Source organism: Pseudomonas sp. GW821-FHT09E04 (assembly GCF_059416185.1).
Map to the genome: position 1 here is coordinate 783,524 of NZ_JBWKOR010000003.1, position 26,524 is coordinate 810,047.

27 protein-coding genes and 1 tRNA gene are annotated in these 26,524 nt (G+C 59.6%); 14 read left to right on the plus strand and 14 right to left on the minus strand.

Annotated elements, in window-relative coordinates:
- Nucleotides 1-41: 41 nt before the first annotated feature.
- Nucleotides 42-932, minus strand: a complete 891-nt coding sequence (gene prpB / locus AC07N4_RS14545) for a methylisocitrate lyase (RefSeq protein WP_493066313.1) — start codon at nucleotides 930-932, stop codon at nucleotides 42-44.
- Entirely contained in the window at nucleotides 929-1,651 is a 723-nt protein-coding gene (locus AC07N4_RS14550) for a GntR family transcriptional regulator (RefSeq protein WP_169432611.1), read from the minus strand. The genes prpB and AC07N4_RS14550 overlap by 4 nt, the downstream gene beginning before the upstream one ends.
- Before the next feature lie 298 nt (nucleotides 1,652-1,949).
- Here AC07N4_RS14550 and rloA point away from each other — a divergent pair, with 298 nt between their 5' ends.
- From rloA to pabB, 4 genes are all read left to right on the plus strand, one after another.
- Nucleotides 1,950-2,486 (plus strand): retropepsin-like aspartic peptidase RloA, encoded by a 537-nt coding sequence (rloA, locus tag AC07N4_RS14555; RefSeq protein WP_096822528.1) that lies wholly within the window; start codon nucleotides 1,950-1,952, stop codon nucleotides 2,484-2,486.
- A gap of 5 nt (nucleotides 2,487-2,491) precedes the next feature.
- Nucleotides 2,492-4,027: an osmotic stress tolerance membrane protein RloB gene (gene rloB, locus AC07N4_RS14560; RefSeq protein ID WP_096822529.1), complete on the plus strand. Its 1,536-nt coding sequence runs from the start codon at nucleotides 2,492-2,494 to the stop codon at nucleotides 4,025-4,027.
- Nucleotides 4,027-5,013, plus strand: a complete 987-nt coding sequence (locus AC07N4_RS14565) for an alpha-L-glutamate ligase-like protein (RefSeq protein WP_096822530.1) — start codon at nucleotides 4,027-4,029, stop codon at nucleotides 5,011-5,013. Before rloB ends, AC07N4_RS14565 begins: the two co-directional genes overlap by 1 nt.
- A gap of 108 nt (nucleotides 5,014-5,121) precedes the next feature.
- Nucleotides 5,122-6,465, plus strand: a complete 1,344-nt coding sequence (gene pabB / locus AC07N4_RS14570) for an aminodeoxychorismate synthase component I (protein WP_493066314.1) — start codon at nucleotides 5,122-5,124, stop codon at nucleotides 6,463-6,465.
- Nucleotides 6,466-6,506: 41 nt separating this feature from the next.
- Here the strand turns inward: pabB and thrH are convergent, their stop codons facing one another.
- The gene (gene thrH, locus AC07N4_RS14575) at nucleotides 6,507-7,124 is read right to left on the minus strand and encodes a bifunctional phosphoserine phosphatase/homoserine phosphotransferase ThrH (protein WP_096822532.1); all 618 of its coding nucleotides are present in this window, start codon (nucleotides 7,122-7,124) and stop codon (nucleotides 6,507-6,509) included.
- A gap of 162 nt (nucleotides 7,125-7,286) precedes the next feature.
- On the opposite strand from thrH, the gene AC07N4_RS14580 reads away from it, so the two are divergent.
- The 3 genes from AC07N4_RS14580 (at nucleotide 7,287) to AC07N4_RS14590 (ending at nucleotide 10,827) form a co-directional block, all read left to right on the plus strand.
- Nucleotides 7,287-8,021: a phosphoadenylyl-sulfate reductase gene (locus AC07N4_RS14580; RefSeq protein WP_085711886.1), complete on the plus strand. Its 735-nt coding sequence runs from the start codon at nucleotides 7,287-7,289 to the stop codon at nucleotides 8,019-8,021.
- Nucleotides 8,022-8,499: 478 nt separating this feature from the next.
- Nucleotides 8,500-10,044, plus strand: coding sequence for an NCS1 family nucleobase:cation symporter-1 (locus AC07N4_RS14585; RefSeq protein WP_493066315.1), 1,545 nt, complete (start codon nucleotides 8,500-8,502; stop codon nucleotides 10,042-10,044).
- A 54-nt stretch (nucleotides 10,045-10,098) separates the two neighbouring features.
- Nucleotides 10,099-10,827 (plus strand): aspartate/glutamate racemase family protein, encoded by a 729-nt coding sequence (locus AC07N4_RS14590; RefSeq protein WP_085711883.1) that lies wholly within the window; start codon nucleotides 10,099-10,101, stop codon nucleotides 10,825-10,827.
- On the opposite strand, the gene AC07N4_RS14595 is transcribed toward AC07N4_RS14590, so the two are convergent.
- Nucleotides 10,796-11,737, minus strand: coding sequence for a LysR family transcriptional regulator (locus tag AC07N4_RS14595; RefSeq protein ID WP_493066316.1), 942 nt, complete (start codon nucleotides 11,735-11,737; stop codon nucleotides 10,796-10,798). The two genes, AC07N4_RS14590 and AC07N4_RS14595, sit on opposite strands and share 32 nt — an antisense overlap.
- A 125-nt stretch (nucleotides 11,738-11,862) precedes the next feature.
- Here AC07N4_RS14595 and AC07N4_RS14600 point away from each other — a divergent pair, with 125 nt between their 5' ends.
- Nucleotides 11,863-12,609: a 3-oxoacyl-ACP reductase family protein gene (locus AC07N4_RS14600; RefSeq protein ID WP_102622781.1), complete on the plus strand. Its 747-nt coding sequence runs from the start codon at nucleotides 11,863-11,865 to the stop codon at nucleotides 12,607-12,609.
- A gap of 76 nt (nucleotides 12,610-12,685) precedes the next feature.
- Here the strand turns inward: AC07N4_RS14600 and AC07N4_RS14605 are convergent, their stop codons facing one another.
- Entirely contained in the window at nucleotides 12,686-13,381 is a 696-nt protein-coding gene (locus AC07N4_RS14605) for an HAD-IA family hydrolase (protein WP_007960113.1), read from the minus strand.
- 247 nt (nucleotides 13,382-13,628) lie between these two features.
- On the opposite strand from AC07N4_RS14605, the gene AC07N4_RS14610 reads away from it, so the two are divergent.
- Entirely contained in the window at nucleotides 13,629-18,416 is a 4,788-nt protein-coding gene (locus tag AC07N4_RS14610) for an RHS repeat-associated core domain-containing protein (protein ID WP_493066317.1), read from the plus strand.
- On the plus strand, nucleotides 18,409-18,789 hold the full coding sequence (locus tag AC07N4_RS14615; RefSeq protein WP_493066318.1) for a UCP019853 family protein: 381 nt from the start codon (nucleotides 18,409-18,411) through the stop codon (nucleotides 18,787-18,789). Before AC07N4_RS14610 ends, AC07N4_RS14615 begins: the two co-directional genes overlap by 8 nt.
- A gap of 79 nt (nucleotides 18,790-18,868) precedes the next feature.
- On the opposite strand, the gene AC07N4_RS14620 is transcribed toward AC07N4_RS14615, so the two are convergent.
- The 4 genes from AC07N4_RS14620 to AC07N4_RS14635 form a co-directional block, all read right to left on the minus strand.
- Nucleotides 18,869-19,036, minus strand: coding sequence for a hypothetical protein (locus AC07N4_RS14620; RefSeq protein WP_167443766.1), 168 nt, complete (start codon nucleotides 19,034-19,036; stop codon nucleotides 18,869-18,871).
- Nucleotides 19,037-19,159: 123 nt separating this feature from the next.
- A complete protein-coding gene (locus AC07N4_RS14625) occupies nucleotides 19,160-19,588 on the minus strand; it encodes a glycine zipper domain-containing protein (RefSeq protein WP_096822966.1) in 429 nt (142 codons plus the stop codon).
- 136 nt (nucleotides 19,589-19,724) lie between these two features.
- The gene (locus tag AC07N4_RS14630; RefSeq protein WP_039769955.1) at nucleotides 19,725-20,093 is read right to left on the minus strand and encodes a glycine zipper domain-containing protein; all 369 of its coding nucleotides are present in this window, start codon (nucleotides 20,091-20,093) and stop codon (nucleotides 19,725-19,727) included.
- Nucleotides 20,094-20,405: 312 nt separating this feature from the next.
- Nucleotides 20,406-20,594 carry a hypothetical protein gene (locus tag AC07N4_RS14635; protein WP_085701198.1) on the minus strand — a complete coding sequence of 63 codons (189 nt, stop codon included), beginning with the start codon at nucleotides 20,592-20,594 and terminating at the stop codon, nucleotides 20,406-20,408.
- 243 nt (nucleotides 20,595-20,837) lie between these two features.
- Between AC07N4_RS14635 and AC07N4_RS14640 the strand changes: the two genes are divergently transcribed.
- Nucleotides 20,838-21,122, plus strand: a complete 285-nt coding sequence (locus AC07N4_RS14640) for a hypothetical protein (protein ID WP_102622495.1) — start codon at nucleotides 20,838-20,840, stop codon at nucleotides 21,120-21,122.
- Between the two features lie 53 nt (nucleotides 21,123-21,175).
- Here AC07N4_RS14640 and AC07N4_RS14645 read toward each other — a convergent pair whose 3' ends face one another.
- The 4 genes from AC07N4_RS14645 to AC07N4_RS14660 all read right to left on the minus strand — a co-directional run bounded on the left by AC07N4_RS14645 (nucleotide 21,176) and on the right by AC07N4_RS14660 (nucleotide 22,944).
- On the minus strand, nucleotides 21,176-21,496 hold the full coding sequence (locus AC07N4_RS14645; RefSeq protein ID WP_007959944.1) for a YbjQ family protein: 321 nt from the start codon (nucleotides 21,494-21,496) through the stop codon (nucleotides 21,176-21,178).
- Nucleotides 21,497-21,646: 150 nt separating this feature from the next.
- A complete protein-coding gene (locus tag AC07N4_RS14650) occupies nucleotides 21,647-22,465 on the minus strand; it encodes a hypothetical protein (protein ID WP_493066319.1) in 819 nt (272 codons plus the stop codon).
- A 146-nt stretch (nucleotides 22,466-22,611) separates the two neighbouring features.
- Nucleotides 22,612-22,701, minus strand: a tRNA-Ser gene (locus AC07N4_RS14655).
- A 114-nt stretch (nucleotides 22,702-22,815) separates the two neighbouring features.
- Nucleotides 22,816-22,944 (minus strand): hypothetical protein, encoded by a 129-nt coding sequence (locus tag AC07N4_RS14660; protein WP_273539464.1) that lies wholly within the window; start codon nucleotides 22,942-22,944, stop codon nucleotides 22,816-22,818.
- A gap of 64 nt (nucleotides 22,945-23,008) precedes the next feature.
- Between AC07N4_RS14660 and AC07N4_RS14665 the strand changes: the two genes are divergently transcribed.
- The 3 genes from AC07N4_RS14665 (at nucleotide 23,009) to AC07N4_RS14675 (ending at nucleotide 25,743) form a co-directional block, all read left to right on the plus strand.
- Complete coding sequence (locus tag AC07N4_RS14665; protein WP_085732367.1) at nucleotides 23,009-23,698, plus strand: crotonase/enoyl-CoA hydratase family protein; 690 nt, start codon at nucleotides 23,009-23,011, stop codon at nucleotides 23,696-23,698.
- Between the two features lie 216 nt (nucleotides 23,699-23,914).
- Entirely contained in the window at nucleotides 23,915-24,637 is a 723-nt protein-coding gene (locus AC07N4_RS14670) for a 1-acylglycerol-3-phosphate O-acyltransferase (RefSeq protein ID WP_493066320.1), read from the plus strand.
- 134 nt (nucleotides 24,638-24,771) lie between these two features.
- Nucleotides 24,772-25,743 carry a magnesium and cobalt transport protein CorA gene (locus AC07N4_RS14675; RefSeq protein WP_096822963.1) on the plus strand — a complete coding sequence of 324 codons (972 nt, stop codon included), beginning with the start codon at nucleotides 24,772-24,774 and terminating at the stop codon, nucleotides 25,741-25,743.
- Between the two features lie 42 nt (nucleotides 25,744-25,785).
- Here AC07N4_RS14675 and AC07N4_RS14680 read toward each other — a convergent pair whose 3' ends face one another.
- Nucleotides 25,786-26,508, minus strand: coding sequence for an amidotransferase (locus AC07N4_RS14680; protein WP_102622497.1), 723 nt, complete (start codon nucleotides 26,506-26,508; stop codon nucleotides 25,786-25,788).
- Nucleotides 26,509-26,524: the final 16 nt, after the last annotated feature.

Sequence of the window (26,524 nt, forward strand, 5' to 3'; positions counted from 1 at the left end):
TTGTCTCCAATCTTGAATTTGTTAGGGAGTACGGTTGCGGCTTACTTCTTCGCCGCAAACAACGCGTCGAGCTTCTGCTCGAAGGTGTGGTAATCGATGCGATCGTAGAGCTCCATGCGAGTCTGCATGGTGTCGATGACATTCTGCTGGGTGCCGTCGCGGCGGATCGCGGTGTAGACGTTTTCCGCGGCCTTGTTCATCGCGCGGAACGCCGACAGCGGGTACAGCACCAGCGACACATCGGCACCGGCCAACTGCTCGGTGGTGTACAGCGGCGTCGAGCCGAACTCGGTGATGTTGGCCAGGATCGGCGCTTTCACGCGGTTGGCGAACAGCTTGTACATGTCCAGTTCCGTGATGGCTTCCGGGAAGATCATGTCGGCGCCGGCCTCGATGCACGCAGCGGCGCGATCCAGTGCCGACTCCAGACCTTCAACGGCCAGCGCATCGGTACGGGCCATGATCACGAAGCTGTCGTCGGTGCGGGCATCGACGGCAGCCTTGATGCGGTCGACCATTTCCTGCTGGGTGACGATCTCTTTGTTCGGACGGTGGCCGCAGCGCTTGGCGCCGACCTGGTCTTCGATGTGGATCGCCGCGGCGCCGAACTTGATCATCGACTTCACGGTGCGGGCCACGTTGAACGCCGAGGCGCCGAAACCGGTGTCCACGTCCACCAGCAGCGGCAGGTCGCAGACATCGGTGATGCGGCGCACGTCGGTCAGCACGTCATCCAGGCCGGTGATGCCCAGGTCCGGCACACCGAGGGAGCCGGCGGCCACCCCGCCACCCGACAGGTAGATCGCCTTGAAGCCGACGCGCTTGGCCAGCAGCGCGTGGTTGGCGTTGATCGCGCCGACCACTTGCAGCGGATGTTCGCTGGCGACCGCATCGCGGAAACGCTGGCCTGGAGTGCTCTTGTTGGAACTCATGACTCACCTCGTTCAGTGGCTGTCTTATTGTCGGCGCCGTCCTGGTAATGACGGGCGATGTTGCGTTTCGAGGCGCCGATGTGGCGGCGCATCAACAATTCCGCGAGTTCGCCGTCACGGTCGGCGATGGCATCGAGAATCCGGTGGTGTTCGGCAAAGGCCTGGCGTGGGCGGTTGGGCGTGGTGGAAAACTGAATGCGGTACATGCGCACCAGTTGATAGAGCTCGCCGCAGAGCATCTGGGTCAGGGTGCGGTTGCCGCTGCCCTGGATGATCCGGTAATGAAAGTCGAAATCGCCTTCCTGCTGGTAGTAGCCGACGCCGGCCTGGAATGCGGCATCGCGTTCGTGGGTTTCCAGCACCCGGCGCAGTTCGTCGATTTCTTCGACGCTCATGCGTTCAGCCGCCAGACGGCAGGCCATGCCTTCGAGGGATTCGCGGATTTCGTAGAGTTCGAGCAGTTCGGCGTGGCTCAGCGACACCACCCGCGCACCGACGTGCGGCACGCGCACCAGCAGGCGCTGGCCTTCGAGCCGGTGAATCGCCTCGCGCAGCGGCCCGCGACTGATGCCGTAGGTGCGCGCCAGTTCCGGCTCGGAGATCTTGCTGCCCGGGGCGATCTCGCCTTTGACGATGGCGGCCTGGATACGTCGGAAGACGTTTTCGGACAGGGTTTCCGAATCGTCGCCGCTGATGACCGGGGGATCGAGTTGATCCAGCATATTGTCGACACCTTGAAAACCAATGCGGCAAAAACTAGCGAATCAGCCTTCATCAGTCAAAGGATAAATGGATATTGTCGACAATCGTCTAATAACCCTCAGCATCAACCCCAAGGGTTATAGACCCGCTCGGGCGCTGGCGCCATAAAACCACCGTGCTAGAATGCCGCCCGCATTTGCTGGTCACTTGCACGGCTTGTCATAAAAAGCTGATAGGCACACGAAGGCGCGCGCAGACAGGATCTCCTGACGCCGTGGCCCTGAACCGAGAACGGACCGCTGCTCGCCAGGATTTATGAGACTCAAGCCCTTCCCCACCTTTTTCTATCTGTTTTGCCTGCCCAGCCTGGCTGTGGCGGGGGAAAAGACTGTGTACGGCCTCAACGAATACGCCGCCCTCGACGGGATCAACCTGGAAGTGGCGGCCAAACTCGACACCGGGGCGAAAACCGCCTCCCTGAGCGCTCGCGACATCAAACGCTTCAAGCGCAACGGCGAGTCCTGGGTGCGTTTCTACCTGGCCATCGACGCCGCGCATTCGCACCCGATCGAACGGCCGCTGGCCCGGGTCAGCAAGATCAAGCGCCGCGCCGGCGACTACGACCCGGAAGAAGGCAAGAAGTACACCGCCCGCCCGGTGATCGAGCTGGATATCTGCATGGGTACGGCAATGCGCAGCATCGAAGTGAACCTGACCGACCGCAGTGCGTTCCAATACCCGCTTTTGATCGGCTCCGAGGCGCTGAAACGCTTCGATGCGCTGGTCGATCCCAGTCTTAAATACGCTGCCGGCAAACCCGCCTGCGCCATCGCCGCTCATACCGCCGAGTAATTTCCATGCGTTCTCTAACCTTCCACCTGAAAATCCTGATCACCATTCTGGTGCTCCTGGGCGTTTCGGTTACGGCCTATCAGATTTTCGTGCTCGGCATCCCGGTGACCGAAGACGCCACCGACGACTTGTGGAACATCGACGCCAAGGTCGAGTTCGTCGCCAGCACCAAGGATCCGGTGAAGATCCAGATGTTCGTGCCGCCCCTGAGCCGCGATTACGTCAGCCTCAATGAAAGCTTTATCTCCAACAACTACGGCGTGGCGGTCAACCGTGTCGACGGCAACCGCAAGGTCACGTGGTCGGCACGCCGGGCCAAGGGCAACCAGACCCTTTATTACCGTCTGGTGCTGACCAAGCGCTACACCGCTGAAAAAACCAAGATCAAAGGCCCGACCTTCCGCGACAGCATCGCTATCGAAGGCCCGGAAAAAATCGCCGCCGAAGCCCTGCTTGCGCCGATCCGCCAACACTCGGCCGACGTCGAAACCTTTATTGGCGAGGCAATCAAACGCGTCAACAACGTCAACGACGACAACGTGAAACTGCTGCTGGCGGGCGATCCGTCGACGCCGCACAAGGCGAAAATCGTTGAACTGCTGCTGTCCATCGCCCACGTGCCGGTGGAAAAGGTCCACACCATCCGCCTCGTCGCCGATCAGCCGCAAACCCCTGAACTGTGGCTGCGCAGCTTCAATGGCACCGACTGGCTGTACTTCAACCCGGAAACCGGCGAACAAGGCCTGCCGACCGACCGCCTGCTGTGGTGGAGCGGCGATGAAAACCTGATCACCGTCGACGGCGGCAAGAAAGCCAACGTGACCTTCAGCCTGAACAACAGCGAGATGAACGCGATTCGTCTGGCCAAGCTGACTGACGAAAACACCGACGCCAACTTCCTCGAATACTCGCTGTACGGCCTGCCGCTGCAAACCCAGCAGACGTTCATGATCATGGTGATGATCCCGATCGGCGTGCTGGTGATCCTGATCCTGCGCAACCTGATCGGCCTGCAGACCCTCGGCACGTTCACTCCGGTGCTGATCGCCCTGGCCTTCCGCGAAACACAGCTGGGCTTCGGCATCCTGCTGTTTACCGTGATTACGGCGCTGGGCCTGTCGCTGCGTTCGTATCTGGAACACCTGAAGTTGCAAATGCTGCCGCGTCTGTCGGTGGTGTTGACGTTCGTGGTGGTGCTGATCGCGGCGATCAGCCTGTTCAGTCACAAGCTCGGCCTGGAACGCGGCCTGTCGGTGGCGCTGTTCCCGATGGTGATTCTGACCATGACCATCGAACGCCTGTCGATCACCTGGGAAGAACGCGGCGCCAGCCATGCCTTGAAAGTGGCGATCGGCACGCTGTTCGCGGCGTCCCTGGCGCACCTGATCATGACCGTTCCGGAGCTGGTGTACTTCGTGTTCACCTTCCCGGCGATCCTGCTGATCCTGGTGGGCTTCATGCTGGCCATGGGTCGCTATCGCGGTTATCGCCTGACCGAACTGGTGCGCTTCAAGGCTTTCCTGAAGAAGGCTGACGCCTGATGTTCGGTTTCTGGAAGACCTGGAAGGCCCTGGAAGCCCGGGGCATCATGGGCATCAATCGGCGTAACGCGGACTACGTGCTCAAGTACAACAAGCGCAGCCTGTACCCGATCGTCGATGACAAGATCATCACCAAGGAACGCGCGATCAAGGCCGGCATTCATGTGCCGGAACTGTATGGCGTGATTTCCACGGAGAAGGAAATCGACAATCTCGACGAGATCATCGGCGGGCGCAGCGATTTCGTGATCAAGCCGGCCCAGGGCGCCGGCGGTGACGGCATCATCGTCATCGCTGACCGTTTCGAGGGTCGCTATCGCACGGTATCGGGCAAGATCCTCACTCACGAAGAGCTGGAGCACCATATATCCAGCATCCTCACCGGCCTGTATTCGCTGGGCGGCCACCGCGACCGGGCGCTGATCGAATACCGGGTGACCCCGGACCAGATCTTCAAGAGCATCAGCTACGAAGGCGTGCCGGACATCCGCATCATCGTGCTGATGGGCTACCCGGTGATGGCCATGCTGCGCCTGCCGACCCGTCAGTCCGGCGGCAAGGCCAACCTGCACCAGGGCGCCATCGGCGTCGGGGTCGACCTGGCGACCGGTCTGACCCTGCGCGGCACCTGGCTGAACAACATCATCGCCAAACACCCGGACACCACCAACGCGGTGGACGGCGTGCAACTGCCCTACTGGGACGGTTTCATGAGGCTCGCGGCCGGTTGCTATGAGTTGTGCGGCCTGGGTTACATCGGCGTGGACATGGTGCTGGACCAGGAGAAAGGCCCGCTGATTCTCGAGCTGAATGCGCGACCGGGGCTGAATATCCAGATTGCCAACGACTGCGGCCTGACCTCGCGCACCCATGCGGTGGAAGCGCATCTGGAAGACCTCAAGGCACGTGGCGTGACTGAAACGGTTGAAGAGCGCGTGGCGTTTGCTCAGGAGTTGTTTGGGCATATTCCGGCGGTCGAGGGCTGAGTCGCGTTACCGGCCTCTGATCTGCCAATCCCCGACATCCCCTCTAGGAGCAATTCCCCGAGGGGACTACAATCCCCACCCCGCCTCGATGGCCGATCTGCCCCGCCCATGTTGACCTGTTCCGTACACCCGCTGCCCTACCGCGCCAACCCCGCCGACTATTTCGCGGCCGTCCGCCATGCGCCCGGCGCCGTGCTGCTCGACAGTGGCCGGCCAAGTGCCGACCGTGGCCGTTATGACCTGCTCAGCGCCTGGCCGCTGGAACAACTGGCGGTGTTGCCGGACGAGCGCGGCGAGAGTTTCCTGCAACGCCTGCGGGATAATCTGACGCGGTTGGGCGACGCGCAATTGCCTGACGCCTATGAACTGCCGTTCGCCGGTGGATTGATCGGTTACCTGAGCTACGACTTCGGCCGGCATCTGGAAAACATGCCGAGTCAGGCGCTGGATGATCTGCAACTGCCGGATGCGCGTTTTGGTCTGTACGACTGGGCTTTAATCAGTGATCACCACAAGGCCACCAGCCAGCTGGTGTTTCACCCGTCGGTCAGCGTTAGCGAAAAACAACGCCTGATCGATGTGTTCAGCCAACCGGCAGTCGGCAAGCTGACCCCGTTCAAGCTGAACAGCCCGATGGCAGCCGACCTCTCGGCCGATGAATACCGCCAAGCACTCGAACGCATTCATCAATACATCCAGGCCGGTGACTGCTATCAGGTCAATTTCGCCCAGCGTTTCCGCGCGCCGTGCCAGGGCGATCCATGGCTGGCCTACTGCAAATTGCGCGAGGCCTGCCCGACACCGTTTTCCGGATTCCAGAGCCTGCCTGACGGTAACGCAGTACTAAGCCTGTCACCCGAGCGCTTCGTCAAAGTCAGCCAGCGTCAGGTGGAAACCCGCCCGATCAAGGGCACCCGCCCCCGCGGCGCGACCCCGGCCGAAGACGCCGCCAACGCCGCCGAACTGCTGGCCAGCCCCAAAGATCGCGCGGAAAACCTGATGATCGTCGACCTGCTGCGCAACGATCTCGGCCGCACTTGCCGCATCGGTTCCGTGCGAGTGCCGGAGTTGTTCAGCCTGGAAAGTTATCCGAACGTGCATCACCTGGTCAGCAGCGTGACCGGCGAACTGGCGGATGATCGCGATGCCCTGGACCTGATTGCCGGCAGCTTCCCCGGCGGCTCGATCACCGGAGCGCCGAAGATCCGTGCGATGCAGATCATCGACGAACTGGAACCGACCCGACGCGGTTTGTATTGCGGCTCGTTGCTGTACCTGGATGTGCGCGGCGAGATGGACAGTTCCATCGCCATTCGCAGTCTGCTGGTGAAGGATGGGCAGGTGTGTTGCTGGGGCGGTGGCGGGATTGTGGCCGACTCGGATTGGGAGGCGGAGTATCAGGAGTCGATCACCAAGGTCAGGGTCCTGCTCGAAACCTTGCAGAACCTCTGACGCTTGCGGCGAGGGTGGTTGCGCCCTCGCCACAGTATGACTTACAGGCTCAAGTCGCGATTCGAAGCCTTGAGAAACTCCTGCTTCAATTCACCAAAGCTGTGCACCGCCGGAAACTGCGGGAATTCCCGAATCACGTTATCCGGCGCATGGAACAGAATCCCCGCATCCGCTTCGCCCAGCATGCTGGTGTCGTTGTAGGAATCCCCCGCCGCAATCACCCGGTAATACAAGCTTTTGAAGGCCAGGACCGACTGACGTTTCGGATCTTTCTGACGCAACTGATAGCTCGTCACCCGCCCGCTTTCGTCAGTAATCAGACGGTGGCAGAGCAAGGTCGGGAAGCCCAGTTGACGCATCAGCGGCTGGGAAAACTCATAAAACGTGTCCGACAGAATCACCACCTGAAACCGCTCGCGCAGCCAGTTGACGAACTCCACCGCACCGTCCAGCGGCTTGAGGGTGGCGATCACTTCCTGAATGTCTGAAAGCTTGAGGCCATGCTCGTCGAGGATGCGCAGGCGCTGTTTCATCAGCACGTCGTAGTCGGGAATGTCCCGGGTGGTGGCCTTGAGCGATTCGATTCCGGTTTTTTCGGCGAAGGCGATCCAGATTTCCGGTACCAGCACCCCTTCAAGATCAAGACAGGCAATTTCCACAGGACACTCCGTTTGTAATGTTTATTGAGTCGAGCGAGCCCGAACTCTAGCGGCTCGTTCCGGGCCACGCAACGCAGAGTGGCCCCCGGCCTGCGCCGCTTTTTGTTAACATCGCCGCCATATAGAGCGCCCAGCGCCACCGACCTGTAGGAAGCCGCCCTGATGAGCCCAACGTTCGACGTCGTGGAACTCGCCACGACCTATGCCAACAAATCCGCGCAGGACATCCTCAAGCTCGCGTTCGCCGAGTTCGGTGATGACCTGTGGATATCTTTCAGCGGCGCCGAGGATGTGGTGCTGGTGGACATGGCCTGGAAGCTGAACAAGAACGTCAAGGTGTTCAGTCTCGACACCGGCCGTCTGCACCCGGAAACCTACCGATTCATCGATCAGGTGCGCGAGCACTACAAGATCGACATCGAACTGGTCTCGCCGGACTACACGAAACTCGAACCGTTCGTGAAGGAAAAAGGCCTGTTCAGTTTCTACAAGGACGGCCATGGCGAGTGCTGCGGCATCCGCAAGATCGAGCCGCTGCGCCGCAAACTGTCCGGTGTCAAAGCCTGGGCCACCGGCCAGCGCCGTGACCAGAGCCCTGGCACCCGCAGCGCGGTCGCGGTAATGGAAATCGACAGCGCGTTCTCCACCCCGGAGCGCACCCTGTACAAGTTCAACCCGCTGGCGCAGATGACCAGCGAGGAAATCTGGGGCTACATCCGCATGCTGGAGCTGCCGTACAACAGCCTGCATGAGCGCGGTTTCATCAGCATCGGCTGCGAACCGTGCACCCGCCCTGTGCTGCCAAACCAGCACGAGCGCGAAGGCCGCTGGTGGTGGGAAGAAGCGACCCAGAAAGAATGCGGGTTGCATGCCGGGAATATCATCAGCAAGGCATAAACCGTTCGACCCACAGTTGTCTCTGCCAGACATGAAAAATGTGTACACACGAATGTCACCATCGGTGCCATTTATGTGTGCACTTTTCATTTCTGCGCCCTGAAAAGTTACATCCCGCTCCCAAAGCGATCCCTTCCGGCGTCCGCCAAAATCCCTTCCGAAAAATAAATACCTGTTCAAACGGTCAATTTATATCGCCTGAATTTCAGCGACTTAGCGCCATTCAATAACTATTCGAAATCAACGGCGATTTTCATAGATCGCTGACTGGCACAGATCTGGCTTTAGTGCATACATGTTTTGTATACAAAACTGCGAAACATGAACCCACACTTTTGATCCGCAAGCCTGAAGCGCCCTATCCCGTACAGGCTGCAGATGCCCCTAACCTGTGATGTTTCACCGCCGCGACGAAGATCTGCCGAGCCAGAGCGCTCATGCACAGTCATCGCGGCCCGAACATCAGGAGCCTGCCGGAATGCGTACGAGTCTCTCGAACAACAACATCGCGCTGAATCTGCCCTCCTCCTCAACCCTCGATCACACCGTGCCCGGTGATGGCATCGCCGAACCGCTGCAATTGAGCCCGCGTCTGCACAACAGTGACCTCGCACCGACCAAGGTCGAAGGACGGCGTTGGGGCAAATACAGCATTTTTGCCCTGTGGACCAACGATGTGCACAACATCGCCAACTACTCGTTTGCCATCGGCCTTTACGCCCTGGGTCTGGGCGGCTGGCAGATTCTGCTGTCGCTGGGGATCGGCGCGGCGCTGGTGTATTTCTTCATGAACCTGTCCGGTTACATGGGGCAGAAAACCGGGGTACCGTTTCCGGTCATCAGCCGGATCAGTTTCGGTATCCACGGGGCGCAGATTCCTGCGTTGATCCGGGCAATTATCGCCATCGCCTGGTTCGGGATTCAGACGTACCTGGCGTCCGTGGTGTTTCGCGTGTTGCTCACGGCAGTTCACCCCGGTTTCACCGACTACGACCACAACTCGATCCTCGGCCTGTCGAGCCTGGGCTGGGTGTGTTTCGTGGCAATCTGGTTCGTGCAGTTGGGGATTCTGGCCTACGGCATGGAGATGGTTCGTCGCTACGAAGCGTTCGCCGGGCCGGTGATTCTGCTGACCGTCGCCTGCCTCGCCGCGTGGATGTACACCCAGGCCAACGCGACCATTGCCTGGTCGATCCGCGAACCGCTGACCGGCGGCGAGATGTGGCGCAATATCTTTGCCGGCGGCGCTTTGTGGCTGGCGATCTACGGCACGCTGATCCTCAATTTCTGCGACTTCGCCCGTTCTTCGCCGTGCCGCAAAACCATCAAGGTCGGAAACTTCTGGGGCCTGCCGGTGAATATTCTGGTGTTCGCCGGGATCACCGTCCTGCTGTGCGGTGCACAATTTCAGATCAACGGCCGGATCATCGAAAGCCCGACCGAAATCATCGCCTCGATCCCCAACACGTTCTTTCTGGTGCTCGGCTGCCTGGCGTTCCTGATCGTCACCGTGGCGGTGAACATCATGGCCAACTTCGTCGCCCCGGCCTTCGTGCTCAGCAATCTGGCGCCGAAGTACCTGACTTTCCGCCGCGCCGGGCTGATCAGCGCAACGATTGCCGTGCTGATCCTGCCGTGGAATCTCTACAACAGCCCGCTGGTGATCGTGTACTTCCTGTCCGGCCTCGGCGCCCTGCTCGGCCCGCTGTACGGCGTGATCATGGTCGACTACTGGCTGATCCGCAAAGGCCGGATCCACGTGCCGCAGCTGTACAGCGAAGACCCGAACGGCGCGTATTACTACAGCCGCGGGGTCAATCTGCGGGCGGTGGCAGCGTTCATTCCGGCCGCGCTGATCGCCATCGTCCTGGCGCTGGTGCCGGGCTTCCACAGCGTTTCGCCCTTCTCCTGGCTGATCGGTGCCGGGATCGCCGGAATGCTCTACCTGATCATCGCCAAACGCCAACCGCACTACGCCGATGTGGACGGTGAAGCCATCGCCGTCGAAAACGTCAGTCACTGAAACTTTTGGCGGCCCTTCGCGGGGCCGCAGAACCAACCGTAATAAGGACTTCCCATGCGAATTCTCGTGGTCAACGTCAACACCACCGAATCCATCACCCAGGCCATCGCCCGCTCAGCGCAGGCTGTCGCCTCCCCCGGCACCGAGATCGTCGGCCTCACGCCGTACTTCGGGGCTGATTCAGTCGAAGGAAATTTCGAAAGTTATCTGGCCGCCATCGCCGTGATGGACCGGGTGATGTCCTACGACCAGCCGTTCGACGCGGTGATCCAGGCCGGCTACGGCGAGCACGGCCGTGAAGGTTTGCAGGAGTTGCTCAACGTGCCGGTAGTGGACATCACCGATGCCGCCGCCAGCACCGCGATGTTTCTCGGCCACGCCTACTCAGTGGTCACCACGCTGGATCGCACAGTGCCGTTGATTGAGGATCGCCTGAAACTGTCCGGTCTGTGGGATCGTTGCGCCTCGGTGCGTGCCAGTGGTCTTGCCGTTCTGGAGCTGGAACACGAACCGCAGCGGGCGCTGGAAGCAATCGTCCATCAGGCCGAACTGGCGGTGACTCAGGATAAAGCAGAAGTGATCTGCCTCGGTTGCGGCGGCATGGCCGGGCTCGATGAGAAGATCCGTCAGCGTACCGGCGTGCCGGTGATCGATGGCGTCACCGCCGCTGTGACCATCGCCGAATCGCTGGTGCGCCTGGGCCTGTCGACGTCCAAGGTACGGACCTATGCGACGCCACGTCCGAAAACCATCATCGGCTGGCCAGCACGTTTTGCGCGTTGAACCGCTCTGCGAGACCCCGGGTTGAAAACTGCTCGATGATGAAGTCGACAAACGCCCGGGTCTTGCCCGGCAACAGTTTGTGTTCGGCGTAATAAATGGAGATGTTGCCGTCGTCGACGTACCAGTCGGGCAAGACTCGCTGCAACGTTCCCGCCTCAAGATAACTGACGGCAAACGGCATGCTGACCAGTGCAATCCCCAGCCCCTGCGCCGCCGTGGCGCAGGCGGCTTCGGAATCGCTCATGGTCATTCGCGCCTTGAGGGTCAGCGGGCTGTGCTGCTGAGTGCGATGCGTCAACTGCCAGGAGCGCACGCGACCGGTCTGCGGAGAGCGGATCAGGATGCCCTCGTGCAGCTTGAGATCGTCCGGTTCGCTGATCGGCGTATGCCGATCCAGATAATCTGCGGAAGCCACCAATACTCGATGTGCCGGCGTCAGCCTGCGCGCCACCACGCCTTGTGGCAGCTCGAAGCCACCGCCAATCGCCGCATCGAAACCCTGGCCGATCAGATCGACCTGGCGGTTATCGAAGTGCCAGTCCGGGTTGATCGCCGGAAACCTTGTCAGGAACTCACCCAGCAACGGCACGATGTACAAGCGGCCGAACACCGTGCCCATGCTGACCTTCAACGTTCCCGCCGGTTGACCACCGGCACTGGCCAGATTGTTCACCGCGTTCTGGATGGTGGTAAGGCTGCCGCTGACCTCACTCAGAAACAGTTGCCCCGCTTCCGTCAGGGTCAACCGACGGGTGCTACGCTGGAACAGCCTCACGCCGAGGCGCGTTTCCAGTTTCGCCACGCTTTTACCCACCGCGGCCGGTGTCAGGCTCAGGCGGCGCGCGGCCTCGGCAAAGCTGCCGACTTCGGCGCTGCGTACGAAGCATTCGATACTGCTGAAGGTTTCCATGGCCGCCACTATAAACTTTTGGTTTACACAGACTATAGCAACCACGGTCTACCCGCCTATGGGCGAGGGGCAGATACTCGACACCACAACAAGGCAGCCTGCCTTGAAATTTCTGGAGATCGAACATGACCACTCAACACCTCAGCGGTAAAGTCGCTCTGATTCAAGGCGGCTCTCGCGGCATCGGTGCCGCCATCGTCAAACGCCTGGCCGCTGAAGGCGCCGCGGTTGCCTTTACTTACGTCAGTTCCGCTGCCAAGGCTGAAGAACTGCAAAACAGCATCACCGCCACCGGCGGCAAAGCCCTGGCGATCAAGGCTGACAGCGCCGACGCCAGCGCCATCCGCAACGCCGTGAACGCGACGGTCGAAACCTTTGGCCGCCTCGACATCCTGGTCAACAACGCTGGTGTACTGGCCGTCGCCCCGCTGGAAGACTTCAAACTGGAAGACTTCGACCAGACCCTGGCAATCAACGTGCGCAGCGTGTTCATCGCCAGTCAGGAAGCCGCCAGACACATGGGCGAAGGCTCACGCATCATCAACATCGGCAGCACCAACGCCGACCGCATGCCCTTCGCCGGTGGCGGCGTGTATGCGATGAGCAAATCCGCGCTGGTCGGCCTGACCAAAGGCCTGGCCCGCGACCTCGGCCCACGGGGCATCACCATCAACAACGTGCAGCCCGGCCCGGTGGACACTGACATGAACCCGGCCCACGGTGACTTTGCCGAAAGCCTGATTCCGCTGATGGCGGTCGGTCGTTACGGCAAAGCCGAGGAAATCGCCAGCTTCGTCGCCTACCTCGCAGGCCCGGAAGCCGGTTACATCACCGGTGCCAGCCTGAGCATCGACGGTGGTTTCGGCGCCTGATTGATCAGATTGTCGATAACGAAAAACGCCGCCCCTCCTTTAACTGAGGGGCGGCGTTTTTTTGTCTGCGGTTTGATCAGGCCCAGTCCAGCGCCGGCAACCCGCATGCACTCGGTGTGAACGCTTTCAACGTACGAAGAATCCCGTCGGCGTGTGCGTATTTTTCATCGGCCATGGCCGCATCGGGAATCGCGATGGCGGTCATGCCCGCGGCTTTCGCTGCCGTCACGCCGAACGGCGAATCCTCGAACACCAGGCAATCTTCCGGTGCCACACCGAGACGGCGAGCGGCGGTGAGGAAAATGTCCGGGGCTGGTTTGGCCGCGCCAACTTCCGGGTCATCGGCTGTGACGATGAAGTCGAACAACGCGAACCAATCACGGTGCAGCGTGGTTTTCTGACCGAACGACTGGCGCGACGAACTGGTGCCGACGGCAATCGGAATGTTGTGCGCCTTGAGATGGCGGATCAGTTCCTCGGCCCCAGGCATCGCTTGCGCGGTCGGAAAACGCTCGCGCATCAGCGGCTCGCGAATCACCAGAAACTCTTCGGCGGTGATTGGCAGGTCCAGCGCTTCGACCACATAACGGGCCAGATCGCCGGCGCCACGCCCGATGATGTTCTGCTTGATACTCCAGTCGAAAGTCCGCCCGTAACGCTCGGCAATCAGCGAGGTGACCTCGGTGTAGATGCCCTCGGTGTCCAGCAGCAAACCGTCCATATCGAAAATCACGGCCTTGATCGGGCCGAACGCCTTCAGCGGTGCATTCATCATCGGATCCGTTATCAAAAACATCCCAGGCGGCATCGGGTACCGCTGCTCGGATCTGATTAAAGGGTTCAGCAGCATAACGAGCGCCGCCGAGGTTGAGCAACGGGCAATGTCGGTTGTCCGCCGAACGTTGCCAGGCACATTTAGAGAATTGCCCTACAGACATCGCCTACTTGCCTGACTTCTTTCCTGTTTGATCCCCCGCAAAGTTTCGCGCCATTCCCTTGATGCGCGCGAGTGACTGCGAATGCTTCCATCCGATCGGCTCCTGTACCTGAACAACAGCATTGGTTTGCTGGTGGTCGCTGCGCTGAACCCTGACCAGCCCGACGCCGAGAAGCTGTTCCAGGAATTCCGCCTCTGCCTCAACAACTATGAAAGCTGGGCCGAGCAGTTCTGGACAGGAACCGCGCTGGATGTCGAGCAAGTGTTCCAGATCGGCAACGATGTCCGGCTCAGTGCGCCGGTTGGCAGCCGCAAACCCATCAGTTCCTCCGTGGCCATGTGTTCCGCCACCGGCTCCCTGACACTGGTGCACATGTTCGAAGCCGCACGCTTCGTGCCGATCGGCGATACGCCGGTGACCCTGGAACCGGTCATTTCCGATGTCGACGGTGTCCTGGCTTTCGGTGAACCACAGCATTACACCATCGGCCCCAGCGGCATTCTCGAGGTCAGTGATTGCGACCGGGGCCAGCGTTATCGCATCACCTTCTTTCCCGATGTTTCCAGTTCGCATGTCCAGACGCTGTACGCCTCGTATCAGGGCCTCATCGATGGTCTCGAAGGCTGGCTGCGTGAGGAATGGAAAGGTTTTCAACCACAGTGGACGGAGTTTTCCAGCGCTGGTTTCACCGAGCGTTACGGGCAGTTGCAACGGGCTGACTGGCGCGGTTTCGAATCCGCCCTGAACGGCGTCTGGGATGACGTGAAACAGCTGTTTGCCCTGCTCGCCGATTGGCAGGCCAACAGCGAAAAGCTTCTGCAGTACCTGTCCGCCGCTGAGCTGGAAGCCCTGCTCAAGGCGTCCACGGAGGCCATCGCCAATGGCTTGCTGATGCTCAGCGACGAACCGTTGCTGTTCATTCATCTGGCGGCCTTCACCAGTTGGCTGAAGATGCTGCCGCCGCAGTACCTGGCCGAGGTGGTGGCTGAAGTTCGCGCCGAACTGCTGATCAGTTTTTTGCTGATGTGTGTGTCGGGTGGCATGGGTGTGCCGCTGCGGTTGAGTGCCAAAGTGCTGGGCAAGATCAAGTCGCCGCGTGCACGGGAGTGGCTGGCGGCGTCGGCGTTGCGGTTGGCAGAGCTGACTTCGGCGCCCGATCTGACCCGGCATGCGAGTGCTTTGAAACCGCTGATGATCAATGCACGTCCGGCACCGCTGCGACCGACACCTGCCATTCCGCTGGAGATTCGCACGGCGGATGCACTGGTACTGACGGTGCCCAATCCGGCGGCCATTGCACGCAACAAGTCTCAGGGCATGACGCAAATGAAGCGGCATGAGCCTCACGACGACAAGCCTGATCAGGCGAAAAACCCCAACGGCGACAGCGCCGACTGCGTGCCCAGGACCTGCACCAATGGCTGTCCGGTGTCGATGGTCACTGGCGAAGAGCTGCTGACGCTGACCGATGGCGTGCTTGATGGGCTGCTGTCGTTCGAGTTCAGTCGGTTGTATCGCACCAGCGCGGCCGAGATTGATGTTGGGCTGGGGTTTGGCTGGAGCCATTCGCTGGCGCATCGGCTGGAGGTCGAGGGTGATGGCGTGGTCTGGGTTGACCACGAGAACCGGCGCACGCGGTTTCCGTTGCCGAGTGTCGAGCGGCCGGCGATTCACAACAGCTTGTCGCGGGCGGCGATTTTTCTCGGGGATGAGCCGGAGGAGTTGATTGTTGCGCTGGCGGGGGATACGGCGCGGTTTTATCACTTTCGGGCTGGGCGTCTGACGCTCATTAGCGATGCGTACGGCAACCGGCTGCGGATTACGCGTGATCGTCAGGATCGGGTTGAGCGGCTGGATAACGGCGTCGGTCGTTCGCTGTTGCTGCGCTATGAGCGGGCGCATCTGGTCGCGGTCGATTATCAAGTCTGGCGCGATGCGGCCTGGCGCACCGAGCAGACGCTGGTCAGCTACCGCTTTGATGCGCGTCATCGACTGATCGAAGCGACCAACGCGGTCGGTGAAAGCGAGCGTTACGACTACGACGACCAGCACGTCATCCTGCAACGGCAACTGAGCGGTGGCGCGAGCTTCTTCTGGGAGTGGGAGCGTGCTGGCAAGGCGGCGCGTTGCGTGCGGCACTGGGCGTCGTTTTCGCAGATGGATACGCGCTACGTCTGGGACGACGCCGGCAGCGTTACCGTGCAGTACGTCGACGGCCGCGAAGAGGTTTACGTCCACGACGACACGGCGCGGCTGGTGCGTCAGGTCGCCGCTGACGGTGGCGAGCAGCTCAAGGCCTACGACGCGCAGGGCCGCTTGGTCGCCGAGCAGGATGCGCTGGGGGCGGTCACCGAATACCGCTACGACGACGTCGGACGGCTGATCGCGCTGATTCCGCCGGACGATGCGCCGACGTCCTACGAATACCGCCACGGTTTCCTGCACAGCCGTTCGCGTGGTGATGCGCTGTGGACGTACCGGCGCAATGCCCAGGGCGATGTCACCGAAGTGGTCGATCCCGACGGCCATGTCACCCATTACCACTACGACGCGCAGGGGCGGTTGCTGTCGATCCGTTATCCGGACAGTGGTCGCCATGTGTTTGTGTGGAACGACCTCGGGCAACTGGTCGAGGAAAGTTTGTCCGACGGTGGGGTTCGGAAGTTTTCCTACGATGCGTTGGGGCGGCGGATTACTGCGCAGGATGAACACGGCGCGGTTACCCGTCACGCCTGGGACGCCGTGGGCCGACTGATCCAGAGCACCTCGCCGACCGGCGCTACCCGCGCCTGGTCCTACAGCGCCTACGGCCAGATCACCGCCGAACGCGACGAACTGGGGCGCATCACCCGCTACGAGTATGACGACGACCTGCACCTGGTCAGCCGACGGATCAACCCCGACGGCACGCGACTGCAGTACCGCTACGACCATGCGCAACTGTTGCTCACGGAAATCGAGAACGAGTCCGGCGACAAGTATCTTCTGGACTACACGCCCACCGGACTGATCCGACAGGAAACCGGTTTCGATGGACGGCGCACCGCGTACGCCTACGACCGCAACGGCCATCTGCTGGAAAAGACCGAGTTTGGTGACGACGGCACCACGCTGGTCACCGGCTACCAACGTGATGCTGCTGGACGCCTGCTGCTCAAGACCCTGCCGGACGGGGTTAAGGTCAGCTATCGGTATGACCGCCTAGGTCGGCTGACCGGGGTCGATGACGGTCAGAATCACCCACTGGCTTTTGAATACGACCTGCAGGACCGGCTGGTGCGCGAGCATCAGGGCTGGGGCACCTTGCGTTATGCCTACGACGCCTGCGGCCAGCTCAGCCGGATGCGTCTGCCGGACAACAGCAAGCTCGATTACCACTACGCCAAGGGCGGCGCGCTGACCGCGATCGACCTCAACGGCGCCTTGCTCACCCGGCATGTCTACCAGTCCGGTCGCGAACAGCAGCGCCAGCAGGGTCTGCTGCTCAGCGAATATGCCTACGACGAACAGGGTCGCTTACGTTCCCACGCGGTCGGCCATCAACGCAGTGCCCTGTACCGCCGCGACTTTGCCTACAGCGCCAACGGCAACCTCGAACACATCGCCGACACCCGCCACGGCCAGCGCAGCTACCAGTACGACGCCCTCGACCGGCTGATCCGCGTACGCCACACCCGCGACGATGTGCCGGAAAACTTCGCTCACGACCCGGCCGGCAACCTGCTGCTGCAGGACCGTCCGGGCCCCACACACATCAAAGGCAACCGCCTGCTGATGCAGGGCGACCGCCATTACGACTACGACGCCTTCGGCAACCTGATCCGCGAACGTCGCGGCCGCGCCCAACAACTCGTCACCGAATACCGCTACGACAGCCAGCACCGCCTGATCGGCCTGACCCGCCCGGACGGCAAAACCGCGACCTACCAATACGACGCCTTCGGCCGCCGCATCCGCAAAACCGTCGACGGCCAGAGCACCGAGTTCTTCTGGCAAGGCGACCACCTGATCGCCGAAAGCAGCAAGGAACAACACCGCAGCTTCATCTACGAACCCGGCACCTTCCGTCCTCTGGCCCTGCTCGACGGCAAAGGCCCGAAACGCGCCTGCCCGTTCTACTACCAGCTCGACCACCTCGGTACCCCGCAGGAACTGACCGACTACAGCGGCGACATCGTCTGGTCGGCCAAGTACAGCGCCTACGGCAAGGTCACTTCGCTGGAACTGGCGACCGAGGATTACCTGGACCAGCCGCTGCGCTTTCAGGGGCAGTACTTCGATGACGAAAGCGGGCTGCATTACAACCGGCACCGGTATTACGACCCGGAGGTGGGGCGGTATTTGACGCCGGATCCGGTGAAGCTGGCGGGTGGGTTGAATCAATACCGGTACGTGCCGAATCCGACGGGGTGGGTGGATCCGTTGGGGTTGAACTCCAACTGCCCGCCACCGAATAAGCCGGGATGTCCGGTGCCGGATGGGGTAGCTGGTTCGGTTGTTGACGAAGGTGAACCGCTGACTCCAAAGCCCAAATCTCGACCGGGAAATTTTGGTAGTGAGGAAAAGCTTGCCGGGCATTTTGAAAAGCATGGCGCCGAATTCAAGGCGATGACCAGCGAAGAGTACTTGCTCATCGCACGAGGAGTAGTGAATCAAGGCACGCGTGTGGAGTACTTATACAAAGGAGAGATGCGAGCAGGGTATATCCAATTGATGGGGACTAACCGGAAAGGTGAAGCGAAATTTGCTTTCGTGGGCACCAACACAAATGATGAAATTACGACTCTACACACCAAAAGTGGAAAAGAGTTTTGGCGGACAATTAATGGTAACGCACAAGATAAAACAGTGAGGCCTGCTCATGACTAAGACACACAAAGCATTGGTCGTCGAAATAGACCCGTTCGTAGAAGACGCTATTTTGCTGGTTGTTGAGGGCGTTGAGGTTAGGTGCTTCGCAAGCTACAGCGCTTCGAAAATTGAGGTCGGAAAAACTTACGAAGCTGAGTTCGAAATGGTGTTGTCTGGTGAGGAATTTGTATCAGCTACACCATGCGAAAAAATGCAGATCAAAATGCTCGGTAGTGGATTCCCCTGTGAGGTTTATGGCTACCTGGATGGCGAGGTTTTCCGGTCGTTTGTTGATTTTATGGATCAGGATATCCACTACGAATACCCACATCTGAATGGGCAGTTCGTCAAAATTAACGCGAACAGAATTGATGTCTCGTTTGTTCGATAGCGAATGGCGGGGTTAAACCACTGCTCACTCCCTTAGCGCTCTCAATAGAATTTCCAATATTCAACGAAACGAGTGCCCATCACTCATCATCATCAAAATCCTCATACTCAAGCTCCTCTCCCTCACCCTCCCAAAGCGGAACCGTCGCGTCATCCATCAACGACCCCGGATCTTCATTCCCCGGATCATTGATAAACGGCAATCCACTCGGGCCTTTTTCTTCCTTGCCTTCGGTTTCGGGAGTCATGGCGCACCTCGTCAATCGCATTCGTATACGACGTTCGAAAATTATGGTCGCTAATCGTTCCTGCGCCTGACAAGCAGGCACAAAAAACCCGGCATCAAGCCGGGTTTATGTAGAAGCGGTCACTCAATGATGACGATTCTTGTGTTTGTACTTGTGCTTATGGCCGCCCCCAGAGTGCGATCTACCACCATCGTCACCCAGGTTGTTGCCGACCGCGCCACCCGCTGCGCCACCCAATCCTGCGCCGATGGCCGAACCGGTGGAGCCGCCGAGGCTGTTGCCGAGCACTGAGCCACCAGCGGCGCCGAGACCACCGCCAATCGCGGCTTCCGTACGATTGCGCTTGTTCGCCCCGACGGCACTGCCGGCCGCACCGCCCACGCCAGCACCAACCGCCGCACCGGTGCTGCCGCCGAGCTGACCGCCGACCACATTACCCAGCACACCGCCCAGCCCACCACCGACAGCCGCGGAACCATCGCCGGCAGCCATGGCGCCTTGAGCCACGAGCAGTCCAATAACCAACGCAGTTGCAGTTAAAGTCGAGCGCATACAGACCTCACAGGTCCCGGATCGGGACGGTATGCCCGGAGAGGGGCTATGTGAGATTGGAGGCGCATTCAGGGAAAACGTTCAGCAACGAAAAGGCCCGGCATCAAGCCGGGCCTTTTCAGACATGCATTCGCAATCAGTGACGCTTGTGACCTTTGGACAGATTGCTGCCTACCGCGCCGCCAGCTGCGCCACCCAGGCCGGCACCGATGGTTGCGCCAGTCTTGCCGCCCAGGCTGTTACCGATCACCGAACCACCTGCCGCGCCGACACCACCGCCAATGGCCGCTTTGGTACGGGCACCTTTCTTGGCAGCCAATGCACTACCGGCCGCACCCGCTACACCAGCACCAATCGCTGCACCGGTGCTGCCGCCCATTTTCTGGCCGACCACATTACCCAACGCGCCACCCAGACCGCCACCCAGTGCGGCGGTACCGTCGCCAGCCATTGCACCTTGAGCAACCAGAAGCCCCAGAACCAGAGCAGGCAGAGTTAAACGCATGACGAAAACCTCAACAGAAGGAAGAAAAAAGGGCGCAGATTGAATGCTGTTGCCGCGGTAAAGTCCAGCGTCGCAACGCACTTGGCGCCGATTGGACAGCGATTATGGAAAAGGTTTTATGGCAGGCAAAAAAAAGCCCGCTGGGGAGACGGGCTGGAGACTTGCTTTCTAACGGATGGCTTCACCCTACGTAGACCGGTGTGAAAAGTTTGTGAAAGAAACCAGACGAATCCGCAATTTCTGTAGGACGTTTCTTTCTGAAAAACACGGATAAAAAACCCCGCTCATTGGCGGGGTTCTTTCGCATCCGGATTACTTCCTGGAACGTGTCGTCACCTTGGGCAGAAATTTCGCTTTCGGCCCCTTGGGTGCTGTCGACTTGATCTTGCCGGTCTGCACCGGATCTTCGCCAAAGCCCGCCTGGTACTCGGTCTGGCCACAGCGCACGCAATTGTTGAATGGAAATTCAGCCCCGTCGTCTTCGATGTACGGATCAGTCATCTCTTCACCCCTTTCAAAAGCGGGTCGATACCGGCAAGACCCTTTTGCCTGAAAAAATATCGACCTCCAAGGCTTTTGAGACTAGCCGGTCATTCCTGGACTTGTGATTCGGATCGCCCAGAGCCCGACGAATGGCCTACAAAAAGCTCGGCGCGAAGATGAACCGCTGGTCCCACAGAGCTAAAGATTCTCGATGACTGGCCGTTGCCCTTTTTCCTACGCAATGAATCTCAAGGAGAGAACATGGAAATCAAAGGATTCCCACCAATGCCTGTTGTAAAGCTCACGGACGAGCAGATCGCCGCCGGTAAAGCCGCGGCGGAAAAATTCAAGGAGAAGCTTGCCTCAGGTGAGATCGTCATCAAGCCGCTGGACGGACCTAGTCCGGTGCAGCCTGGCAAACCTGGCGTCATCTACTATCCAGACCCGGTTCAGCCTGGCCAGTCCACCGGCACTCCACTTGTCGCGATCGACACTCCACTGACCTACGACTCGAAAGGCACCGTCCTGCTCAAGCCGCAGGGCTGATTGTCAGCAACGAGCCCATTCACTTGAATGGGCTCACAAGCGGAAACCGATGCTCAGCGCAACTTGACCGCTGTGCCGGTCGCGAACACCACAACCATACCGCCCTTCCCCGCCGGCATGCTGATCTCGAAATCCACCCCGACCACCGCATCCGCCTGCAAGGCCCGCGCCCGCTCCTTGATCTCGTCAGTCGCCTGAACACGCGCCTCCTTCAACGCCCGCTCCAGCGTCTGCGAACGCCCGCCAAAAAAGTCCCGCATCCCGGCGAACATATCGCGAATCACATTCACGCCCTGCACCGACTCGGCACTGACAATGTCCAGATACGCCGTGATCTGCCGGCCTTCGATGGAGTGGGTAGTGGAAATGATCATGGAAGTCGTCCTTTTACATACAGATAAAACCGCGATTGTACCGCCCCGGCAAAATGAAGCCGAACCCATCTCTGTGACCAAAGAAATCCGGACACCAGAATGCACAAGCCCCCCTGGCTTCTTGCAAAACCGGGGGGCTTGTTTATGAACTTATGGGTAGCGGAACGACCTGGCGGACGAGGGCTGCGTGCCTTTGATGGCAACGACGGGGATACGCAGTTCGGGTTGCGTGATGTCATAGAGCTGCAGTTCACAACCGTCCCCCCGATCCACGAAGACAAACTCCGCCAGATAGACCTTTTGTTTCTCGGGAATAAAGGCGCTTGTGATCGGCCCACAGGAGTAAGACGACGGGACGGTCGGATTGGCGGTTAGCTTTTTCTCATACTTGTTCTTCGACGGGTTGAATACATAGTCTTCGTTATAAAGAGTCCGATAACCCGGTGCCGGAACCTGACTACTGATCGTCGACGAGCCGCCCACTTGCAGAACCTGGCCAGCATCGGCCTGCATTTCCAATTGGGGAAAACGCTTGGAGACCGCGCTGTCGAGACGGCTGAACCATTCGCCGACTTTATTGCGAAACGGTTTGACCACTGTCCCCCGTTTATCGGGACGCTTATCCGGGTCGTTACCTCGGACCACTTCAAAATCTACCGGATTGGCCGTATCGCCTGATGCCTGCATGATCACTTTGGCGTGCTGATCATCGACGACAACCTTCTTCTGCTCGAGCATGATGCCGTCTGTCCAGAGTGTCGGCGCAGAACTGCGAGAGTCGGAGCCGCAGCCACACAACCCCAAAAATAGAACCATCGTGACTATTGTCTTCACTGCGCTTCCTGCGTTGAACTGCCGATGACCTTCCAGGCAAGTAGCGTTTCCTGAAGTCGATAACAAAACGCCACTATCGCGCAGAAACATAACCAAAGGGAACTGACGATACGCGGGAATTTCACCCACATTCATTGGAAACTCAAAAGCCGCGCCTGCTTTTTACTCAGCGAAATGGTGCGCCAGTCCCATACTGTTCCCATATCGCCTTTTTCCAGACGCCAAAAACCACAAACCCCCGACTTTCTCTAGGAAAATCAGGGGTTTGTGTTTACTGAATGTGGCGGTGAAGGAGAGATTCGAACTCTCGATACAGTTTCCTGTATACACACTTTCCAGGCGTGCTCCTTAAGCCACTCGGACACTTCACCGTATCTCTTCAAACATGTTCTGTCTGTCGAGGCGCGCTAATGTAGTCGAAAGCTTTTCTGATGGCAAACTTTTTTTCAGAATTTTCATGCGGTTAAGAGAAAAAGTCGTTTCTGCTACCGATGGGCCATGGCGATCCGGCCAATCTCGGGTGGGCTCGGCCCTTCTATATAGGCGTAGAGGCGTTTGCCGTGGGGCGCGTTGCGGTGCATCAGCCGGTCGAGGGTGACCGGCGGGTCAGTCACAGTGCTTTACCTGACCGGCGACGGTGGGTAACGTCTGCCCATCTTTCTTATAAGGAATTGCGCCATGAGCGACCTGATTGCCTACCACCTCGAAGACGGTATCGCGACTCTTACCCTGAGCAACGGCAAGGTCAATGCCATTTCCCCGGACGTGATCGCGGCCTTCAACGCGGCGCTGGATCAGGCGGTGGCGGATCGCGCCATTGTGATCATTACTGGCCAGCCGGGCATTCTCTCCGGCGGCTACGACTTGAAGGTGATGACCGCCGGCCCTAAAGAAGCCGTGTCGCTGGTGACCGCCGGCTCGACTCTGGCTCGTCGTCTGCTGTCGCACCCGTTCCCGGTGATCGTTGCCTGCCCGGGTCATGCCGTGGCCAAAGGCGCGTTCATTCTGTTGTCCGCCGATTACCGGATCGGCGTCGACGGTCCGTTCAGCATTGGTCTGAACGAAGTGCAGATCGGCATGACCATGCACCACGCCGGCATCGAGCTGGCCCGTGATCGCCTGCGCCGCTCGGCCTTCCACCGTTCGGTGATCAACGGCGAAATGTTCGATCCGCAAAGCGCTGTGGATGCCGGTTTCCTCGACAAGGTGGTTTCTGCCGAAGAGCTGCAAGGTGCCGCCCTCGCCGCTGCGCGTCAGTTGAAGAAGATCAACATGACCGCGCACAAGAACACCAAGTTGAAAGTGCGCAAAGCGCTGCTGGAAACCCTGGACAACGCGATCATTCAGGATCAGGAACACCTGGGCTGAACCCGCTTCGCTCCTTTATAGAAAAGCCCGACCGTCGTGTCGGGCTTTTTCTTGCACGCACGTTTCAAAACTCCGCAGCTGCTCTAGGACGCCTCTGACCGACAAGTCGGAAACATGCGCTTAAACATCGCCCATCTCCTGACTCTATAGCGGCAATTGCCGAAAACAGTGCACATCCGTACACTGCGCCACCTTTTGTCCCGGTGGGGCCTGAAAATGCTGTTTGTGTTTCGTATGTTATTGATGGGCCTGCACTTTATTCTGGCGGGTGTGCTCGGAGTGATCCTCGGGCTGTGCCGGCCATTCAATCCGGACAACAGTCGTCTGTGCGCCCGACTGTACGCACTGCCGGCCATGTGCATCCTGCGCCTGCGAGTGAAGGCCGACGTCGGTCAGCTGATGAACAAGCCTGACAGCTGCGTGATCATCGCCAACCATCAGTCCAACTACGACCTGTTCGTGTTCGGCAATGTGGTGCCGCGACGGACCGTGTGCATTGGCAAAAAGAGTCTGAAATGGGTGCCGTTGTTCGGGCAGTTGTTCTGGCTGGCGGGCAACGTGTTGATCGATCGTGGGAACGCGCACAAGGCGCGCCAGTCGATGCTGACGACCACCGACACCTTGCAGCACAAAGACACCTCGATCTGGGTCTTCCCGGAAGGCACGCGCAACCTGGGTGAAGAACTGCTGCCGTTCAAGAAAGGCGCGTTCCAGATGGCCATCGCCGCCGGTGTGCCGATCGTTCCAGTGTGTGTCAGCAGCTACATCAAGCACATGCGCTTGAACCGCTGGCGCAGCGGGAAAATTCTCATCCGTTCGCTGCCGGCAATTCCTACCGCCGGCCTGACCATGGACGACATGCCCATGCTCATCACCCAGTGCCGGGAGCAGATGCGCGAATGCATCGATGCAATGGATCGGCAACTTCAAGCTGCGTGAAAAAGAAACCCGCCCTGTGCGGGTTTTCTTTTGCCCGGTGAACTGTGCAGATTTCACTGACTCTCAAGCAGCGACACGGCTAAGCTGAAGCCATGTCTCCCCTGCCATCTGCCAATAAGAAGTGAACCACCACCATGGGTCGAGTTGTTGCTGCTGCGGTTTACAGCGCCGGTAAGAAAGTCACCAATATTTCCCTCGATGAAGGCGCCGCCTGGGCCGCCAAGACCGGGCACTTCGTCTGGATCGGCCTCGAAGAGCCGAATGCCCAGGAGCTGGCCAACCTGCAACGCCAGTTCAACCTGCACGAACTGGCCATCGAAGACGCCCTGGAAAAACACAGCCGCCCAAAACTGGAAACCTTCGGCGACGCCCTGTTCATCGTCACCTACTCCCCCGTGCGCGAGCACGGCATTCTGCAGTTCATCGAAACCCACATCTTCGCCGGCAAGGGCTACATCATTACTGCCCGCAACGGCCATTCGGCGTCCTACGCCCATGTCCGTCAGCGCTGTGAGGCGCGGCCGCTGTTGCTGGAGCACGGGGAAGATTTCGTACTGTATGCGTTGCTGGATTTCGTGATCGAAAACTATCAGCCAGTGGGTGAAGCGATCCACGCCGAGATCGATGAACTGGAGCGCAACGTGTTGTGTAGCGCGCTGAATGAGCACGACATCCAGAAGCTTCATGGCCTGCGCCGCGACGTTCTGCGCTTGCGTCGATATGCGGCGCCGATGGTGGAAATCGGCGAAGAGTTGCAGAAGCTGAGCTTCCCCTTCATCGACAAGAACATGCGTCCTTACTTCAGGGATGTGCAGATCCATGTCACGCGGCAGATGGAAGACCTGACCACCCTGGCCGACATTGCGAGCCAGACCATCGAGATCGGTGTGTTGCTGGAGGCGTCACGGCAAAGTGTGGTGCAGCGCAAGTTTGCGGCATGGGCAGCGATTCTGGCGTTCCCGACGGCGGTCGCCGGGATCTACGGGATGAACTTCCAGAACATGCCGGAGCTGAGCTGGCACTACGGCTATTTCGCCGTACTGAGCTTTATCACGGTGGGCTGCGTGGGACTGTGGGCGAGCTTCAAGAAATCGGGCTGGCTGTAAGTTAAAAAAACGCCCCCGTGTACGGCACGGGGGCGTTTGGGTTCAAGCAGCGTTCGGTTTGTGCGCCACGAAACGCATCATCCATTCCGCCACCGTGGCGCCGTGATGATCGTTTTCAAGGCTGGCCACGCCCTTGCTGTAGATCTGCTCGCCCAGTGCTTCCTGGCGAAGTTCCAGCAGTGCCCGCGAGTAATCGTGAATGAATTCCGGATGCCCCTGGAAGCACAGCACCTGATCGTTGATGTGGTACGCGGCGAACGGGCAGAAATCGCTGGAGGCGATCACCGTGGCGTTCTCTGGCAGCGCCGTGACTTGATCCTGGTGGCTGATCAGCAGCGTCAGCTCCTCGCGCACCGGGCTCATCCACGGTGCCTTGGCCGCCAGTTTGTAGTTGTGAATGCCGACGCCCCAACCCTGGGTCGCGCGCTCGCTCTTGCCGCCCAGCAGCAGCGCCAGCAGTTGATGGCCGAAGCACACGCCGAGCAGTTTGTCGCCACGCTCATAGCGGGTCAGCAGGTACTGCTTGAGGGTCTGTATCCACGGGTCGGTGCCGAACGAGTCGGCCTTGCTGCCAGTGACCAGGTACGCATCGAACGTCAGGTCATCACTCGGATAGTCGCCCTGCATCACGTTGTATACCGTGAACTCGGCGGCGATCGGCTGTTGCGAGAACAGGCGCTGGAACATCTGCCCGTAACCCTGATATTGATCGACCAGTTCCGGACGCAGGATGTCGGTTTCCAGAATGCAGATGCGTAGCGACATAAAAAATACCTGACAC